Here is a 16,372-nt window from a genome sequence, read left to right as displayed (position 1 = left end):
AATGAATGTCTCCTTGCATGGCAAGCGTGCCCTGGTTAGTGGTTCCACCGCCGGTATCGGCTTGGCCATCGCTTTCGGCCTGGCCGAGGCCGGCGCCGAAGTGATAGTCAACGGCCGCAGCCAAGAGCGCGTGGATGCAGCCATCGCGACCATCCGCGCCAAGCTGCCGGGGGCCAGGGTCCAGGGCGTGGCCGCGGACCTGGGCACGGCCGAGGGCGCCGCGGCGCTGTTCGAACAGGTGCCGCAAACCGACATCCTGGTCAATAACCTGGGGATCTTCGAACCCAAGGGTTTTTTCGACATTACCGACGAAGAGTGGCGGCGCTTTTTCGAAGTGAACGTGCTTAGCGCGGTTCGGCTCTCGCGCTTCTATGCGCCCGGCATGGCGGAGCGCGGCTGGGGCCGGGTGCAATTTCTGTCGAGTGAGTCTGCGCTGCAGATCCCTACTGAAATGGTCCACTACGGCACCACCAAAACAGCGCTTTTGGCCGTTTCTCGTGGGCTGGCCGAAACCCTGGCCTGCACCGGGGTGACCGTCAATGCGATCCTGCCGGGGCCAACCCGTTCCGAGGGCGTGGGCGGGTTCTTCGCGCAGATGGCTGAAGAGCAGGGCGTCGAGGTTGAGCAACTGGAAAGAGACTTCATCGCCGAGCACCGCCCCAGCTCGCTGATCGGCCGCCTGGCGACGGTGGAGGAGGTGGCGAACCTTTCGGTATACCTGGCGTCGCGCCAGGCCAGTGCAACCACGGGTGCGGCCATGCGTGTGGATGGCGGCGTGGTGCGCGCTATCGCTTAAGGGAAGCAGCGTGCCTTGAAGGCTAGAGGCGTGGGGGGAGGATCAATCCTCGCCCTTGCCCTTGTTACGCACGGCCCGCTGCATTTCGCGGTTGGAGTCGCGCTCGCGCTCGGTATCGCGCTTGTCGTATTCCTTCTTGCCCTTGCCCAGTGCGATCTCGCACTTGATCAGGTGCTTGCTCCAATACAGCGCCGTGCACACCGCGGTGTAGCCCTTTTGTTGCACGGAGGCATGCAGGCGCTCGAGCTCTTTCTTGTTGAGCAGCAGCTTGCGGGTGCGGATAGGGTCCGCGATGACGTGAGTGCTGGCGGTGGTGAGCGGCGTGAAGTGGGAGCCGAACAGCCAGGCTTCGCCGTCTTTGAGCAGCACGTAGCTGTCGACCAGCTGCGCCTTGCCAGCCCGCAGGCTTTTCACTTCCCAGCCGGCGAGTACCAGCCCCGCCTCGAAGCGTTGCTCGATGAAATAATCGTGGCGCGCTTTTTTATTCAGCGCGATCGTCCCTGTGGGATGCTTCTTTTGCTTGGCCATAGGGCGCGCATTATAGGGGCAAGTTTGCCTGGCGGCTACGGTTGCGAAGTATTTCAACGGCTTGGCTTAGCTTGAGGTGGTGCGGCTAATCCCGGACAATGCGCGCTCATTTTTTTACACATGGGCGAGTAAGCGGATGTCGAGTGAAAAGGTGTCCGTCCATGGAAGCTGGGCGAGCCGCTGGGTGTTCATCCTTGCCGCTACCGGCTCTGCGGTCGGGCTGGGCAGTATCTGGAAATTCCCTTACATGGTCGGGGTGTACGGTGGCGGCGCCTTCGTGCTGATGTTCCTCGCCTGCATCGCCTTGATCGGCGTGCCGGTCATGCTGGCCGAAACCCTCATCGGCCGCCGCGCACGCCAGAGCCCGGCCAACGCGCTGGCGGTGCTAGCCCGGGAGGCGGGCCACCGCACCACCTGGTCCTGGGGCGCCTTCGCCGGCATGCTCACTGCCTTGCTGATCCTTTCTTTTTATAGCGTGGTGGGTGGCTGGTCGTTCGATTACATCTTCGACATGGCCAAGGGCGATTTCGAAGGGGTCACTCCCGATCAGGTCGGCGCTTATTTCGGCAATGTCATCTCCGACCCGCTGCGGGTGATCTTCTGGCACAGCGTGTTCATGTTCACCTCGGCAGTGGTGATCGCCAAGGGTGTGGTCGGTGGGTTGGAGCGTAGCCTGCGGGTGATGATGCCGCTGCTGTTCCTGCTGCTGGTGATCCTGCTGGGGTATAGCCTCACCACCGGGCACTTCATGGACGGCCTGCATTTCATGTTCGACTTCGACGCCAGCAAGGTCCTCGACGGCCTACTGCCGGCGATGGGGCATGCGTTCTTCTCGCTCAGCGTTGGCGTGGGCTCGATCATGATCTACGGCGCCTACATGCCCAAGAGCGCATCCATCGGCGGAACCATCGTTTCCGTGGCGCTGCTCGATACCTTCGTGTCGCTGCTGGCTGGCGTGGCGCTGTTCCCGATCGTATTCGCCGCCGGGCTGAACCCGGGCGAAGGGCCGGGCCTCATGTTCGTGACCTTGCCGTTCGCCTTTGGCAGCGTGCCCTTTGGCCAGTTGATGGGCGTGGTGTTCTTCATTCTGGTGGGCGTCGCCGCCTGGAGTTCGGCGATCTCGCTGCTCGAGCCCATGGTTGCCTACCTGGTGGAGCGCAAGGGGCTCTCCCGCGGCTGGGTCGCCACGCTGCTGGCCGTCGCCTGCTGGCTGTTCGGCCTGGGCACGGTGTTCTCCTTCAACATCTGGAAGGAAGCGAAATTTTTCGTGAACGATGCCGCGGGCTTCCACCTCTATCAATGGGGCGCCCAGGCTGGCTTGGACTTTTTCGGAGTGATCGATTTCTTCACTTCACGGATCATGCTGCCACTGGGCGGGCTGTGCTTCGTACTGTTCGCCGGGTGGGTGATGGGGCGCGGGGCTGTACGTGATGAGCTGGCGATCCGCAATCCGGTGCTGTTCGAACTCACCTTCTTTTTGATGCGCTATGTGGCGCCGTGCGGCATCCTCATCGTATTTGCCGCTCAGCTTTGGAAGTGACGCGTTCATGACTACCCATATTCAACGCTCCGCACTGCTCCCGTACCCGGCCCAGGCGCTCTACGATCTGGTCAATGATGTGGCCCGGTACCCAGAGTTCCTGCCGTGGTGTTCTTCCACCCGGGTTATCGAGAGTGGCGCGGATTTCATGCGGGCAAGCCTCGAAGTAGCGAAAGGCGGCCTAAGCCAGCGGCTGGTTACCCGCAACAGCCTGGTGCCTGGCGAGCGAATCGAGATGAACCTCGAGGAAGGCCCATTCACCCAGTTGCATGGCATCTGGGTGTTCAAGCCATTGGGCGAAAAAGCCTGCAAGATCAGCCTGGACCTGTCTTTCGACTACGATGGCCCACTGGTGCGCGCGACCCTCGGGCCGTTGTTCAACCAGGCGGCCAATACCCTGGTGGACGCGTTCTGCCAGCGGGCCAAGCAGCTTAACGGCTGAGATCCTTGAGGGCCTCTATAGGGGCCCGTGGCAGCCAGCGAAGCTGGTGAACCGGGTATGACCTTAATTAGATGAGTGCTAGCTAGCGCTCGCGCCTACAAGTAGGGCGAACGCTAGTTCTAAAAGCGAGGGATTACTGCGGGGATGATTCGATCGGGGCGGGGCTAGGAACGGCCTGCGGCTTGGCCTGGTCCACGTCACGTTGGATCTGGTCAAGCAGCGAACCGGGCTTGGCCGGCGTTTCGGGCTGCTGCGGCTGCGCGGGAGCATTTTGCTCTGCCGGGGTTGCGGTGTTGTCCTTGCCGAGGATCGCATCGTCGCGGCTCACACCAGGCATGAAGTCGCCCGACAGGCTAGCCAGTTGATCCTGCTCATTGAAGAACACGCTCACCCGTTCCTGCTGCCGGCGAGCGCCACCTTGCTGCATGCTGTAGAGGTAGTCCCAACGATTGGGATGGAAGGTATCCACCAACATCGGGTTGCCCATGATAAACCGCACTTGCCGGCGGGTCATTCCAGGCCTCAACTGGTCTATCATGTCCTGCGTGACGACATTGCCCTGCTGGATGTCGATCTTATAAACCCCGGGGAACGAACAACCGGCGAGTGCGAGCAGGCCCACGAACGTGAGGCTGGTAAGCAAGTGCTTGGTGTTTTGCATCGGTGGGCGACTTCCACTATCTTGGCTGGGTCAACAAAGCCCCGATCATACCCGCATTGAATCAAGCTGCGAAGCAGCATCGGCGAGAAAGCTGACCATGGTTGAAAACAACGAATTACGAAAAGCAGGACTGAAAGTGACCCTTCCCAGGGTCAAGATCCTGCAAATGCTTGACTCGACCGAACAACGCCATATGAGTGCAGAGGACGTCTATAAGGCCCTCATGGAAGCGGGAGAAGACGTTGGGCTGGCAACGGTGTATCGGGTATTGACCCAGTTCGAAGCAGCCGGGCTTGTGGTTCGCCACAACTTCGACGGCGGCCACGCGGTATTCGAACTTGCCGATGGCGGCCATCATGACCATATGGTGGATGTGGACTCAGGCGAGGTGATCGAGTTCTTCGATAGCGAAATCGAAAAGCGCCAGAAGGAGATCGTTGCCGAGCATGGTTTCGAGCTGGTGGATCACAACTTGGTGTTGTACGTGCGCAAGCCGAAGTAATCTGCCGTTGAAACGCAAAACCCGCCATCCAGGCGGGTTTTTTATTTGGAAGGCGTCGAATTCGCCTGCCGGTCCTACCCTTTGGCGCTGACCACCATCTTGCGGGCGTGAGCCAAGGATTCCTTGGTCAAGTCGACACCACCGAGCATCCGCGCGACTTCCTCGATGCGCTCGGCCTTGGCCAGGCTGCGTACCGCTGTACGGGTTTCGTCGCTGCCCCGCAGCTTGTGCACGAACAAGTGCTGGTGCCCTTGGGCGGCAACCTGCGGCAGGTGGGTGACGGTCAATACTTGGCCGCGATCCCCTAGCCGGCGGAGCAGCTGGCCGACGATTTCCGCGGTGGGGCCGCCAATACCGACGTCGACTTCGTCGAACACCAGGGTCGGCGTGCGCGACGTTTGCGCGGTGATCACCTGGATCGCCAGGCTGATGCGAGACAACTCTCCTCCCGAGGCCACCTTGGCCAAGGACTTGATCGGCTGGCCCGGGTTGGCGCTAACCTTCAATTCCACGGCTTCCAGGCCATTGGGGTGAAGGTCGCTGCCGTCGTGGGGCTTGAGCTCAATGAGGAACCGGCCCCCGGGCATGCCGAGCCGATGGATTTCTTCCTCCACGGCTGACGCCAGCCGTTGCGCCGCTTCGCCGCGTAGCGCGCTCAACTCGCCTGCTTTTTCCTGGTAATGACGGGCGAAGGCCGCAAGCTCCCCCTCCAGGCGTTCGATGGATTCGTCGCAAGCCGCCAGGCTTTCCACTTCATCGAACAGCTTCTGATGAAGGGCGACCACCTCCGCAGGCTGCACTCGATGTTTGCGCGCCAGGGTATAGATGGTATCCAGGCGTTCCTCTATCAGCTGCAGCCGGGCAGGGTCCGCCTCGAAGTTATCGACGAAGCGGTTAAGTTCGCCCACGGCCTCTTCTACCTGAATCTGCGCACTTGAGAGCAGGTTGGCGGCCTCTTGCAATGCCCGTGGCGGGTTGGTCACGGCGGTAAGGCGATTGAGGCAGGCACCCAGCGCATCGAGAATGTTCCCCGAATCGCTGTCCGCGCATTGCTCCACGACCTGGCGGCTGGTTGCGAACAGCCCTTCGGCGTTGGCGAGGTTCTTCTGTGCTTGCTCCAGCTCGTCCAGCTCGTTTTCGCCCAGCGCGAGGTTTTCCAGCTCTTCGAGCTGATAGCTGAGCAGTTGATGGCGTGCCCGCTGCTCGTCGCTGGTGCTCGACAGGCGATTGATTTCCTGGCGGGTTTGCCGCCACCGCTGCGCGGCGAGCCCGACCTGGCGGGCAAGGTCGCTGGCGCCGGCGAATTCGTCGAGCAGCCGGCGGTGGGTGTCTGGCTTGAGCAGGGACTGATGCTCGTGCTGGCCATGGATGTCGATGAGCAGCTCGCCCAGTGCTTTCAGGTCTCCGAGCGGGCTCGGGGTGCCGTTGATGTAGGCACGCGACCGGCCCTCGCTGGTGATCACCCGGCGCAAGATGCAATGGGCATCGGTGTCCAGGTCTCGCTCGGCCAGCCAGGCGCGGGCGTCGGGGATTTCGCTGACGTCGAAGGTCGCCAGGATATCAGCCTTGTCGGCCCCCGGCCGGACCACGCCGCTGTCGGCGCGGTCGCCCAGTGCGAGCCCTAATGCGTCGAGCATGATCGACTTGCCCGCACCTGTTTCACCGGTGATCACGCTCATGCCGCGTTCCAGTTCCAGGTCCAGGTGTTCGACGATGGCGTAGTTATGAACGGACAGGTGCACCAGCATGGTCACGATCCCCGAAGTGAAAGGTCTGGTTATTTATACAGTGCTTTGCGGCCGCCTGACAATGCCCTCTGTCGACCGCTCGGGCAGGTCGCGAAGAATTTGCTCGCGGCCATGCCTTGAACCGGGCGCTGGCGGCCCCATATAGCGGGCAACATGGGCGAGGTATCACTCGCCGTCGTATCCAAAGGAGAACCCCATGGCTGAAGAAAAGACTCTGGACGAACAGAACCCGGACGCGACCCCGGCGCCAGAAGCCACCGGCGATGACCTTGCCGCCCAAGTGCAAGCCCTCGAAGAGCAGTTGGCCGCAGCCAAGGATCAATCCCTGCGGGTGGCCGCCGACCTGCAGAACATTCGCCGCCGCGCCGAGCAAGACGTAGAGAAGGCTCACAAGTTCGCGCTGGAGAAATTCACCAATGATCTGCTGCCGATCGTCGACAGTCTCGAGCGTGGCCTGGAGCTGTCCAGTTCGGATGACGAAGCCATGCGCCCGATGCGCGAAGGCATGCAGCTGACGCTGAAGATGTTCGCCGACACCCTCAAGCGCTACGGCGCCGAGCCGGTCGACCCGCATGGTGAGCCGTTCAACGCCGAACATCATCAGGCAATGGCGATGCAGGAAAGCAACGAGGTGGAGCCCAACACCGTGCTCAAGGTGTTCCAGAAGGGTTACCAGCTCAACGGCCGGCTGTTGCGCCCCGCCATGGTGGTGGTCAGCAAGCCTGCCGCGGCGGCGTCACCTTCGATCAATGAAAAGGCTTGAAATCTTTAAAACGGCCCCCATTTAGTCGTCAAGCGTTCGAGTGCTACCGCGTACAGCCACCACTGGCGCGGCAACCTAATTCAAAGTTTCGGGAGAGTTTCATACATGGGCAAGATTATCGGTATTGACCTGGGGACGACCAACTCCTGTGTCTCCGTGCTTGAAAACGGTAAGGCCAAGGTCATCGAAAACGCCGAAGGCGCGCGTACCACCCCTTCGATCATCGCGTACGCCAACGATGGCGAAATCCTGGTTGGCCAGTCCGCCAAGCGCCAGGCCGTCACCAACCCGCACAACACGCTTTATGCGGTAAAGCGGCTGATCGGCCGTAAGTTCGAAGAAGAAGTCGTTCAGAAAGACATCAAGATGGTGCCGTACAAGATCGCCAAGGCGGACAACGGCGACGCTTGGGTCGAAGTGAATGGCCAGAAAATGGCACCGCCGCAGATCTCGGCCGAAGTGCTGAAGAAAATGAAGAAAACCGCCGAAGACTACCTCGGCGAAGCGGTAACCGAAGCGGTGATCACCGTTCCCGCTTACTTCAACGACAGCCAGCGCCAGGCGACCAAAGACGCCGGCCGCATTGCCGGGTTGGACGTCAAGCGCATCATCAACGAACCTACCGCGGCCGCCTTGGCCTACGGTATGGACAAAGCCAAGGGCGACCACACCGTCATCGTTTATGACCTCGGTGGCGGCACCTTCGACGTCTCGGTGATCGAGATCGCCGAAGTCGATGGCGAGCATCAGTTCGAAGTGTTGGCCACCAACGGCGACACTTTCCTTGGTGGTGAAGACTTCGACATCCGCTTGATCGACTACCTCGTCGACGAGTTCAAGAAAGAAAGCGGCATGAACCTCAAGGGTGATCCGCTGGCGATGCAGCGCCTGAAAGAATCGGCTGAAAAGGCGAAGATCGAACTGTCGTCCTCGCAGTCGACCGACGTCAACCTGCCATACATCACCGCTGACGCTACCGGGCCGAAGCACCTGAACGTGAAGATCTCCCGCGCCAAGCTGGAATCGCTGGTCGAAGACCTGGTTCAGCGCACCATCGAGCCTTGCCGCATCGCGCTTAAAGATGCCGGCATCGAAGTGGGCAAAATCGACGACGTCATCCTGGTCGGTGGCCAGACCCGTATGCCACTGGTTCAGAAAACGGTCAGCGACTTCTTCGGCAAAGAAGCACGCAAGGACGTCAACCCTGACGAAGCCGTTGCCATGGGTGCCGCCATTCAGGGCGCCGTGTTGGCTGGCGACGTGAAAGACGTACTGCTGCTGGATGTCAGCCCGCTGACCCTGGGTATCGAAACCATGGGCGGTGTGATGACTCCGCTGATCGAAAAGAACACCACCATCCCGACCAAGAAGTCGCAGGTGTTCTCCACGGCCGACGACAACCAGAACGCAGTAACCATCCATGTGCTGCAGGGTGAGCGCAAGCAAGCCTCGCAGAACAAGTCTCTGGGCAAGTTCGACCTGAGCGACATTCCGCCAGCTCCACGTGGCGTTCCACAGATCGAAGTGACCTTCGACATCGATGCCAACGGCATTCTGCACGTGGGTGCGAAGGACAAGGCGACCGGCAAGCAGCAGTCGATCGTGATCAAGGCCAACTCTGGCCTGTCCGAGGAAGAAATCCAGCAGATGGTGCGGGATGCCGAGGCCAACGCCGAGGAAGATCGCAAGTTCGAAGAGCTGGCTGGCGCCCGTAACCAAGGCGACGCGCTGGTGCATTCGACCCGCAAGATGGTCAGCGAAGCAGGCGACAAAGTGACCGCTGAAGAAAAAACGGCGATCGAGACCGCTGTTTCGGCACTGGAAGCGGCTGTGAAGGGCGACGACAAGGCCGCGATCGAAGCGCGTATCGAAGAGCTGTCCAAGGTCACCGGGCCGGTAGCGCAGAAGATGTATGCCGATGCCGATAAGCCAGAGGCTGCTGGTCAGCAGGCAGGCGAAGAAGCGCCTAAGCACGACGACGTGGTCGACGCTGAGTTCGAAGAAGTGAAAGAGACCAAGTAACTACTGCTTGTGATCGGCCGGTTTCCTGCGAGAGCGTGGTGACTGGTAGCATGTCGCCGCGCGGGGGCCTTGGTCCCCGCGTTGGCGTGTTTGGGATACAGGAATTTCAAGCACCTGGTTTGCCGGGTGCTCCGGCTGGTTCAGGGTGTGAAAAAACCATATGGCTAAGCGTGATTATTACGAGGTACTAGGGGTAGAGCGGGGCGCGAGCGAAGCCGACCTGAAGAAGGCGTATCGCCGCCTGGCGATGAAGCATCACCCCGACCGCAACCCGGGTGACAAGGCCGCGGAAGAGAGCTTCAAGGAGGCCAACGAGGCCTATGAAGTGCTCTCCGATGCCAGCAAGCGCGCTGCTTACGACCAGTACGGCCATGCCGGTGTAGATCCACAGATGGGCGGCGGCGGGCCAGGTTTTGGCGGTGCCAATTTCTCCGACATCTTTGGTGATGTGTTCAGCGACTTCTTCGGTGGAGGTCGTGGCGGCAGCCGAGGCGGCGCCCAGCGTGGGAGCGACCTGCGCTACACCCTGGAGCTGGACCTCGAAGAGGCGGTGCGCGGCACCACCGTCAGCATTCGCGTGCCTACCCTGGTCAATTGCAAGGTCTGCGAGGGCAGCGGCGCGAAAAAAGGCTCTGCGCCTATCACTTGCCCCACTTGCGCCGGCATCGGCCAGGTGCGCATGCAGCAAGGCTTCTTCTCGGTACAACAAACCTGCCCGCGCTGCCATGGCCAGGGCAAGGTGATTTCCGACCCCTGCGACGCGTGTCACGGCGAAGGTCGCGTGGAAGAATTCAAGACGCTTTCGGTCAAGGTGCCGCCAGGGGTGGACACCGGCGACCGTATTCGCCTGTCTGGCGAAGGCGAGGCGGGTGCGCAGGGCGGCCCAACGGGTGACCTCTATGTGGTGATCAATGTGCGTGAGCACTCGATCTTCCAGCGTGATGGCAAGAACCTGTACTGCGAAGTGCCCATCAGCTTCACGGACGCAGCCCTCGGCGGCGAACTGGAAGTGCCCACCCTCGATGGACGGGTCAAGTTGAAAATCCCGGATGGCACCCAGACCGGTAAGCAGTTCCGCTTGCGCGGGAAAGGCGTGGCCCCGGTTCGCGGCGGCGCCCCTGGCGATCTGTTGTGCCGGGTGGCGGTGGAAACGCCGGTCAACCTCGACCGTCGGCAACGGGAACTGCTCGAGGAGTTCCGTGCTTCGTTGGAAGGCAACACCACGAACTCGCCCAAGGCAAGCGGCTGGTTCGAGGGCATGAAGCGCTTCTTTGGCGACCTCTGAAGCGAACGATCAAAAGGATTCACGGATGCGACGTATAGCTGTGATGGGTGCCGCCGGCCGCATGGGGAAAACCCTGGTCGAAGCGGTGCAGCAAACCCCTGGCGCGGGGCTTACCGCGGCCATTGACCGGCCCGATAGCACCTTGATAGGCGCCGATGCGGGTGAGCTGGCTGCCCTGGGGCGGATCGGCGTGCCGGTCTCCGGGGACCTGGCCAAAGTGGCAGAAGAGTTCGACGTGCTGATCGACTTCACCCATCCGTCGGTCACCCTGAAAAATCTGGCGTTCTGCCGCAAGGCTGGCAAGGCAATGATCATCGGGACCACCGGCTTCAGCACCGAGGAAAAGGAGCGCCTGGCCGAAGCCGGCAAGGAAATCCCGATCGTGTTCGCGGCGAATTTCAGCGTGGGCGTGAACTTGTGCCTGAAGTTGCTCGACACCGCCGCGCGCGTGCTCGGCGACGAGGTGGATATCGAGATCATGGAAGCGCACCACCGCCACAAGGTCGACGCGCCCTCGGGTACCGCGCTGCGCATGGGAGAAGTGGTGGCCAATGCCCTGGGTCGTGATCTTCAGCAGGTGGCCGTCTACGGTCGGGAAGGCCAGACTGGCGCCCGTGACCGTCAGACCATCGGCTTCGCGACCGTGCGCGCGGGCGATGTGGTGGGCGACCATACCGTGCTGTTCGCCGCCGACGGCGAGCGCGTGGAAATCACCCACAAGGCCTCTAGCCGCATGACCTTCGCCAAGGGCGCGGTGCGTGCCGCGATGTGGCTCGATGGCCGCGCCGCGGGGCTGTATGACATGCAGGATGTGCTCGACTTGCGTTGAGCAGCCTGACCGCCTTGAATTTAAAGCGTTCAGGTGGTGGACCAAAATGTCGCTTTTCTGTAAGCTACAGCTTTAGTGTGTCCACTAAAAGCGCGCAGATAATTCGACGAAGAAGCGGGGCGACGTGTCAATACGTCTCTCCGCTTTTTTACAACCTGCGATCGCCCTTTCAGGCTTGATTTATCGGAGGTCTTCTTGACTAAGCCAGCCATACTCGCCCTTGCCGACGGCAGCATCTTTCGCGGTGAAGCGATCGGAGCCGACGGCCAGACCGTCGGAGAGGTGGTGTTCAACACCGCAATGACCGGCTATCAGGAAATCCTTACCGACCCTTCCTATGCCCAGCAGATCGTCACCCTGACCTACCCGCACATTGGCAACACGGGCACCACCGCGCTCGACGCCGAGGCCGACCGTGTGTGGTCCGCGGGCCTGGTGATTCGCGACCTGCCGCTGGTGGCCAGTAACTGGCGCAACACCCAATCCCTCTCCGATTACCTAAAGGCCAACGGTGTGGTCGCCATCGCGGGCATCGATACCCGCCGGCTGACCCGTCTGTTGCGTGAAAAAGGCGCCCAGAACGGCTGCATCCTCGCCGGTGACGACATCTCCGAAGAGGCAGCCATCGCCGCTGCCCGCGGCTTCCCTGGCCTGAAGGGCATGGACCTGGCCAAGGAAGTGAGCACCAAGGATTCGTACCAATGGCGTGAGGGTGTGTGGGCGCTGGCGACCGACACCCATGCCATTCTCAAGGACGAAGAGCTCCCTTATCACGTAGTGGCCTATGACTACGGGGTGAAGCTGAACATCCTGCGCATGCTGGTCGCCCGTGGCTGCCGCCTGACCGTGGTCCCGGCGCAGACGCCGGCCAGCGAAGTGCTCGCGCTCAAGCCCGACGGTGTGTTCCTGTCCAACGGACCTGGCGATCCCGAGCCCTGCGACTACGCGATCAAGGCTATCCAGGAAATCCTCGAAACGCCCACCCCGGTGTTCGGCATCTGCCTGGGCCACCAGCTTTTGGCCCTGGCCGCCGGTGCCCGCACCGTCAAGATGGAAACCGGGCACCACGGTGCCAACCACCCGGTCCAGGACCTGGACACCGGCGTGGTAATGATCACCAGCCAGAACCACGGGTTCGCGGTAGACGAAAGCACCCTGCCGGGCAATGTGCGGGCCATCCACAAGTCGCTGTTCGATGGCACCTTGCAGGGCATCGAGCTGACCGACAAGGACGCGTTCAGCTTCCAGGGCCACCCAGAAGCGAGCCCGGGCCCGACCGACGTCGCGCCGCTGTTCGACCGCTTCATCGACGCCATGGCCAAGCGCCGCTAACTGCCAACTGCCTGGCCTGCGCGGCCGGGCCCGGGCGGCCTGGCGCCGCCCTTGAATGTTCGAGGTGGCTCGCCCCGCCGGGCCCGCCGACCGATCCGCGGATTTGAGTGACAACCATGCCAAAACGTACAGACATCAAAAGCATCCTGATCCTCGGCGCAGGGCCGATCGTCATCGGCCAGGCGTGCGAGTTCGACTACTCCGGCGCACAAGCCTGCAAGGCGCTGCGTGAAGAGGGCTACCGGGTCATCCTGGTGAACTCCAACCCCGCCACCATCATGACCGACCCGGCCATGGCCGATGCCACCTACATCGAGCCGATCAAGTGGCAGACCGTCGCCAAGATCATCGAGGCTGAGCGCCCAGACGCCCTGCTGCCGACCATGGGCGGCCAGACCGCGCTCAACTGCGCGCTGGACCTGGAGCGCGAAGGCGTGCTGGAGAAGTTCGGCGTTGAAATGATCGGCGCCAATGCCGACACCATCGACAAGGCTGAAGACCGCTCGCGGTTCGACAAGGCCATGAAGGCCATCGGGCTGGCCTGCCCGCGCTCCGGTATCGCCCACAGCATGGAAGAAGCCAACGCCGTGCTGGAAACCCTCGGCTTCCCTTGCATCATCCGCCCATCGTTCACCATGGGCGGCACCGGCGGCGGCATCGCTTACAACCGCGAAGAGTTCGAAGAAATCTGCGCCCGCGGCCTGGACCTGTCGCCGACCAAGGAACTGCTGATCGACGAGTCGTTGATTGGCTGGAAAGAATACGAAATGGAAGTTGTCCGCGACAAAAAGGACAACTGCATCATCGTCTGCTCCATCGAGAACTTCGACCCGATGGGCGTGCACACCGGCGACTCGATCACCGTCGCCCCAGCACAGACGCTGACCGACAAGGAATACCAGATCATGCGCAACGCCTCGCTGGCGGTGCTGCGTGAGATCGGCGTGGAAACCGGCGGCTCCAACGTGCAGTTCGGTATCTGCCCAAACACCGGCCGCATGGTCGTGATCGAGATGAACCCGCGGGTTTCGCGTTCATCAGCACTGGCCTCCAAGGCCACTGGCTTCCCGATTGCCAAGGTCGCGGCCAAGCTGGCGGTGGGTTACACCCTCGATGAACTGCAAAACGACATCACCGGCGGCAAAACCCCGGCCTCGTTCGAGCCGTCCATCGACTACGTGGTCACCAAGCTGCCACGCTTCGCCTTCGAGAAGTTCGCCAAGGCCGACGCCCGCCTGACCACCCAGATGAAATCCGTGGGTGAAGTCATGGCCATCGGCCGAACCTTCCAGGAGTCCTTGCAGAAGGCCCTGCGCGGCCTCGAAGTGGGCGTGTGCGGGCTGGACCCGAAAGTCGAGCCGAGCAACCCGGAATTCCACAGCATCCTCAAGCGTGAGCTGACCGTGCCTGGTGCCGAGCGCATCTGGTACGTGGCCGATGCCTTCCGCGCCGGCATGACCTGTGACGAAATCTTCGCCCTGACCAGCATCGACCACTGGTTCCTGGTACAGATCGAAGACCTGATCAAGGAAGAAGAGAAGGTCAAGACGCTGGGCCTTGCCGATATCGACAAGAACCTGATGTTCCGCCTCAAGCGCAAGGGCTTCTCGGACCAGCGCCTGGCCAAGCTGCTGGGGGTCACCGACAAAAACCTGCGTCGTCATCGCCACAAGCTGGAAATCTTCCCGGTTTACAAACGCGTCGACACGTGTGCTGCAGAGTTCGCCACCGATACCGCCTACCTCTATTCCACCTATGAGGAAGAGTGTGAGGCCAACCCGTCCGATCGCGACAAGATCATGATCCTCGGTGGCGGCCCCAATCGCATCGGCCAGGGCATCGAGTTCGACTATTGCTGCGTGCACGCGGCCCTCGCCCTGCGCGACGATGGCTATGAAACCATCATGGTCAACTGCAACCCGGAAACCGTTTCCACCGACTACGACACCTCTGACCGCTTATACTTCGAACCGCTGACCCTCGAAGACGTGCTGGAAGTGGTGCGGGTAGAGAAGCCTAAAGGCGTTATCGTGCAGTACGGCGGCCAAACCCCGCTCAAACTCGCCCGCGCCCTGGAAGAAGCTGGCGTGCCGATCATCGGCACCAGCCCGGACTCCATCGACCGCGCCGAAGACCGCGAACGCTTCCAGCAGATGGTTCAGCGCTTGAACCTGCTGCAGCCGCCAAACGCGACCGTGCGCAGCGAAGAAGAAGCCATCCGTGCTGCCGGCTCGATCGGCTACCCGCTGGTAGTGCGCCCTTCCTATGTATTGGGCGGCCGGGCAATGGAGATCGTCTACGAGCTCGATGAGCTCAAGCGCTACCTGCGTGAAGCAGTGCAGGTATCCAACGACAGCCCGGTCCTGCTGGATCACTTCCTCAACTGCGCCATCGAAATGGATGTGGATGCGGTCTGTGACGGCACCGACGTGGTGATCGGCGCCATTATGCAGCACATCGAGCAAGCCGGCGTTCACTCTGGCGACTCGGCCTGTTCGCTGCCGCCGTACTCGCTGCCCGACCACGTGCAGAACGAAGTGCGCGAGCAGGTCAAGAAGATGGCCCTGGAATTGGGTGTCGTGGGCCTGATGAACGTTCAGCTGGCGTTGCAGGGCGACAAGATCTACGTGATCGAGGTCAACCCGCGCGCTTCGCGTACCGTGCCGTTCGTGTCCAAGTGCATCGGCACCTCGCTGGCGATGATCGCGGCGCGTGTGATGGCCGGCAAAACCTTGAAAGAGCTCGGCTTCACCAAAGAAATCATCCCCAACTTCTATAGCGTTAAAGAAGCGGTGTTCCCGTTCGCCAAGTTCCCTGGCGTTGACCCGATCCTCGGCCCAGAAATGAAATCCACCGGGGAAGTGATGGGTGTGGGCGACACCTTTGGCGAGGCTTTCGCCAAGGCGCAAATGGGGGCGAGCGAAGTATTGCCCACCGGCGGCACCGCTTTCATCAGCGTGCGCGATGACGATAAGCCCTTTGTGGCCAGCGTTGCTCGCCAGCTGATCGAGCTCGGTTTCGAGGTCGTGGCAACCAGCGGCACCGCCAAGGTGATCGAGGCGGCCGGGCTGAAGGTGCGTCGCGTGAACAAGGTGACCGAGGGCCGCCCACACGTGGTGGACATGATCAAGAACGATGAAGTGACCTTGATCATCAACACCACCGAGGGCCGCCAGTCCATTGCCGATTCGTACTCGATTCGCCGCAACGCCTTGCAGCACAAGATTTATTGCACCACCACCATCGCCGCGGGCGAAGCCATTTGCGAGGCACTCAAGTTCGGCCCTGAGAAGACAGTGCGCCGCTTGCAGGATCTACACGCAGGACTCAACGCATGATCAAATACCCAATGACCGTCCAGGGCGCGCGCGCCCTGGAGGAAGAACACGCACACCTGACCAAGGTTGTTCGGCCCAAGCTGAGCCAGGACATCGGCACTGCCCGTGAACTGGGAGACCTGAAGGAAAACGCCGAGTATCACGCTGCACGCGAACAGCAAGGCATGGTGGAGGCGCGCATCCGTGACATCGAAGGTCGCCTGCAGAATGCGGTGGTCATCGATGTGACCACCATCGAACCGACCGGCAAAGTGATCTTCGGTACCACCGTGGAGATCGCCAACACCGAGACCGACGAGCGGCTCAAGTATCAGATCGTGGGAGAAGACGAGGCTGACATCAAGGCCGGGAAGATCTCCGTAGGCTCTCCAATCGCCCGTGCTTTGGTGGGTAAAGAGGAAGGCGACATCGTCGTGGTGAAGACCCCGAGCGGCCCCGTCGAATACGAGATCGTTCAGGTAGAGCACCTCTGACCTTATAGCGGCCGGCCTTACCTGGGGTCGGCTGCTCCGCTATCGCCGAGCTAGCTCGTGGCAGGCCTTGAATCGGTATTGCGCCTGGTCGCGAGTCAGCCCGGCCGCTGGGG

Annotated in this window: 14 protein-coding genes; 11 read left to right on the top strand and 3 right to left on the bottom strand. The window is 61.6% G+C overall.

Annotated elements, in window-relative coordinates:
• Nucleotide 1: 1 nt before the first annotated feature.
• Nucleotides 2-796, top strand: a complete 795-nt coding sequence (locus OGL93_RS19265) for an SDR family oxidoreductase (RefSeq protein WP_263264474.1) — start codon at nucleotides 2-4, stop codon at nucleotides 794-796.
• Between the two features lie 42 nt (nucleotides 797-838).
• Here the strand turns inward: OGL93_RS19265 and smpB are convergent, their stop codons facing one another.
• Nucleotides 839-1,324, bottom strand: a complete 486-nt coding sequence (gene smpB / locus OGL93_RS19260) for an SsrA-binding protein SmpB (RefSeq protein WP_263264473.1) — start codon at nucleotides 1,322-1,324, stop codon at nucleotides 839-841.
• Nucleotides 1,325-1,460: 136 nt separating this feature from the next.
• On the opposite strand from smpB, the gene OGL93_RS19255 reads away from it, so the two are divergent.
• Nucleotides 1,461-2,864, top strand: coding sequence for a sodium-dependent transporter (locus tag OGL93_RS19255; protein ID WP_263264472.1), 1,404 nt, complete (start codon nucleotides 1,461-1,463; stop codon nucleotides 2,862-2,864).
• A 7-nt stretch (nucleotides 2,865-2,871) separates the two neighbouring features.
• Nucleotides 2,872-3,306: a type II toxin-antitoxin system RatA family toxin gene (locus OGL93_RS19250; protein WP_263264471.1), complete on the top strand. Its 435-nt coding sequence runs from the start codon at nucleotides 2,872-2,874 to the stop codon at nucleotides 3,304-3,306.
• A 133-nt stretch (nucleotides 3,307-3,439) separates the two neighbouring features.
• Here the strand turns inward: OGL93_RS19250 and OGL93_RS19245 are convergent, their stop codons facing one another.
• Nucleotides 3,440-3,967 carry an outer membrane protein assembly factor BamE gene (locus OGL93_RS19245; protein WP_263264470.1) on the bottom strand — a complete coding sequence of 176 codons (528 nt, stop codon included), beginning with the start codon at nucleotides 3,965-3,967 and terminating at the stop codon, nucleotides 3,440-3,442.
• 97 nt (nucleotides 3,968-4,064) lie between these two features.
• On the opposite strand from OGL93_RS19245, the gene fur reads away from it, so the two are divergent.
• On the top strand, nucleotides 4,065-4,469 hold the full coding sequence (fur, locus tag OGL93_RS19240) for a ferric iron uptake transcriptional regulator (protein ID WP_263264469.1): 405 nt from the start codon (nucleotides 4,065-4,067) through the stop codon (nucleotides 4,467-4,469).
• A gap of 74 nt (nucleotides 4,470-4,543) precedes the next feature.
• On the opposite strand, the gene recN is transcribed toward fur, so the two are convergent.
• Nucleotides 4,544-6,217 (bottom strand): DNA repair protein RecN, encoded by a 1,674-nt coding sequence (gene recN, locus OGL93_RS19235; RefSeq protein WP_263264468.1) that lies wholly within the window; start codon nucleotides 6,215-6,217, stop codon nucleotides 4,544-4,546.
• 196 nt (nucleotides 6,218-6,413) lie between these two features.
• Here recN and grpE point away from each other — a divergent pair, with 196 nt between their 5' ends.
• From grpE to greA, 7 genes are all read left to right on the top strand, one after another.
• The gene (grpE, locus tag OGL93_RS19230; protein WP_263264467.1) at nucleotides 6,414-6,980 is read left to right on the top strand and encodes a nucleotide exchange factor GrpE; all 567 of its coding nucleotides are present in this window, start codon (nucleotides 6,414-6,416) and stop codon (nucleotides 6,978-6,980) included.
• A gap of 105 nt (nucleotides 6,981-7,085) precedes the next feature.
• Nucleotides 7,086-9,002, top strand: a complete 1,917-nt coding sequence (dnaK, locus tag OGL93_RS19225; protein ID WP_263264466.1) for a molecular chaperone DnaK — start codon at nucleotides 7,086-7,088, stop codon at nucleotides 9,000-9,002.
• Between the two features lie 160 nt (nucleotides 9,003-9,162).
• Nucleotides 9,163-10,287, top strand: a complete 1,125-nt coding sequence (gene dnaJ / locus OGL93_RS19220; protein ID WP_263264465.1) for a molecular chaperone DnaJ — start codon at nucleotides 9,163-9,165, stop codon at nucleotides 10,285-10,287.
• 25 nt (nucleotides 10,288-10,312) lie between these two features.
• On the top strand, nucleotides 10,313-11,116 hold the full coding sequence (gene dapB / locus OGL93_RS19215; RefSeq protein ID WP_263264464.1) for a 4-hydroxy-tetrahydrodipicolinate reductase: 804 nt from the start codon (nucleotides 10,313-10,315) through the stop codon (nucleotides 11,114-11,116).
• Between the two features lie 195 nt (nucleotides 11,117-11,311).
• Nucleotides 11,312-12,448, top strand: a complete 1,137-nt coding sequence (carA, locus tag OGL93_RS19210) for a glutamine-hydrolyzing carbamoyl-phosphate synthase small subunit (protein ID WP_263264463.1) — start codon at nucleotides 11,312-11,314, stop codon at nucleotides 12,446-12,448.
• Nucleotides 12,449-12,564: 116 nt separating this feature from the next.
• Nucleotides 12,565-15,786, top strand: coding sequence for a carbamoyl-phosphate synthase large subunit (gene carB / locus OGL93_RS19205; RefSeq protein ID WP_263264462.1), 3,222 nt, complete (start codon nucleotides 12,565-12,567; stop codon nucleotides 15,784-15,786).
• On the top strand, nucleotides 15,783-16,259 hold the full coding sequence (gene greA / locus OGL93_RS19200; RefSeq protein ID WP_263264461.1) for a transcription elongation factor GreA: 477 nt from the start codon (nucleotides 15,783-15,785) through the stop codon (nucleotides 16,257-16,259). The genes carB and greA overlap by 4 nt, the downstream gene beginning before the upstream one ends.
• The last annotated feature ends 113 nt before the right edge of the window (nucleotides 16,260-16,372 follow it).

The sequence above is a fragment of the Pseudomonas sp. RIT-PI-S genome (genome assembly GCF_025642975.1).
In the GTDB taxonomy this organism is placed as follows: Bacteria; Pseudomonadota; Gammaproteobacteria; order Pseudomonadales; family Pseudomonadaceae; genus Aquipseudomonas.
Note: the sequence above shows the minus strand (reverse complement) of the source record. Positions and strands in the feature narration are given on the sequence as shown.

Excerpts from the sequence above, each read along its gene's own strand:
- dnaK (WP_263264466.1), top strand. The coding sequence starts at position 7,086 with ATGGGCAAGATTATCGGTATTGACCTGGGGACGACCAACTCCTGTGTC.
- carB (WP_263264462.1), top strand. The coding sequence starts at position 12,565 with ATGCCAAAACGTACAGACATCAAAAGCATCCTGATCCTCGGCGCAGGG.
- fur (WP_263264469.1), top strand. The coding sequence starts at position 4,065 with ATGGTTGAAAACAACGAATTACGAAAAGCAGGACTGAAAGTGACCCTT.
- greA (WP_263264461.1), top strand. The coding sequence starts at position 15,783 with ATGATCAAATACCCAATGACCGTCCAGGGCGCGCGCGCCCTGGAGGAA.
- OGL93_RS19265 (WP_263264474.1), top strand. The coding sequence starts at position 2 with ATGAATGTCTCCTTGCATGGCAAGCGTGCCCTGGTTAGTGGTTCCACC.
- dnaJ (WP_263264465.1), top strand. The coding sequence starts at position 9,163 with ATGGCTAAGCGTGATTATTACGAGGTACTAGGGGTAGAGCGGGGCGCG.
- grpE (WP_263264467.1), top strand. The coding sequence starts at position 6,414 with ATGGCTGAAGAAAAGACTCTGGACGAACAGAACCCGGACGCGACCCCG.
- recN (WP_263264468.1), bottom strand. The coding sequence starts at position 6,217 with ATGCTGGTGCACCTGTCCGTTCATAACTACGCCATCGTCGAACACCTG.
- OGL93_RS19245 (WP_263264470.1), bottom strand. The coding sequence starts at position 3,967 with ATGCAAAACACCAAGCACTTGCTTACCAGCCTCACGTTCGTGGGCCTG.
- smpB (WP_263264473.1), bottom strand. The coding sequence starts at position 1,324 with ATGGCCAAGCAAAAGAAGCATCCCACAGGGACGATCGCGCTGAATAAA.
- OGL93_RS19255 (WP_263264472.1), top strand. The coding sequence starts at position 1,461 with ATGTCGAGTGAAAAGGTGTCCGTCCATGGAAGCTGGGCGAGCCGCTGG.
- dapB (WP_263264464.1), top strand. The coding sequence starts at position 10,313 with ATGCGACGTATAGCTGTGATGGGTGCCGCCGGCCGCATGGGGAAAACC.
- OGL93_RS19250 (WP_263264471.1), top strand. The coding sequence starts at position 2,872 with ATGACTACCCATATTCAACGCTCCGCACTGCTCCCGTACCCGGCCCAG.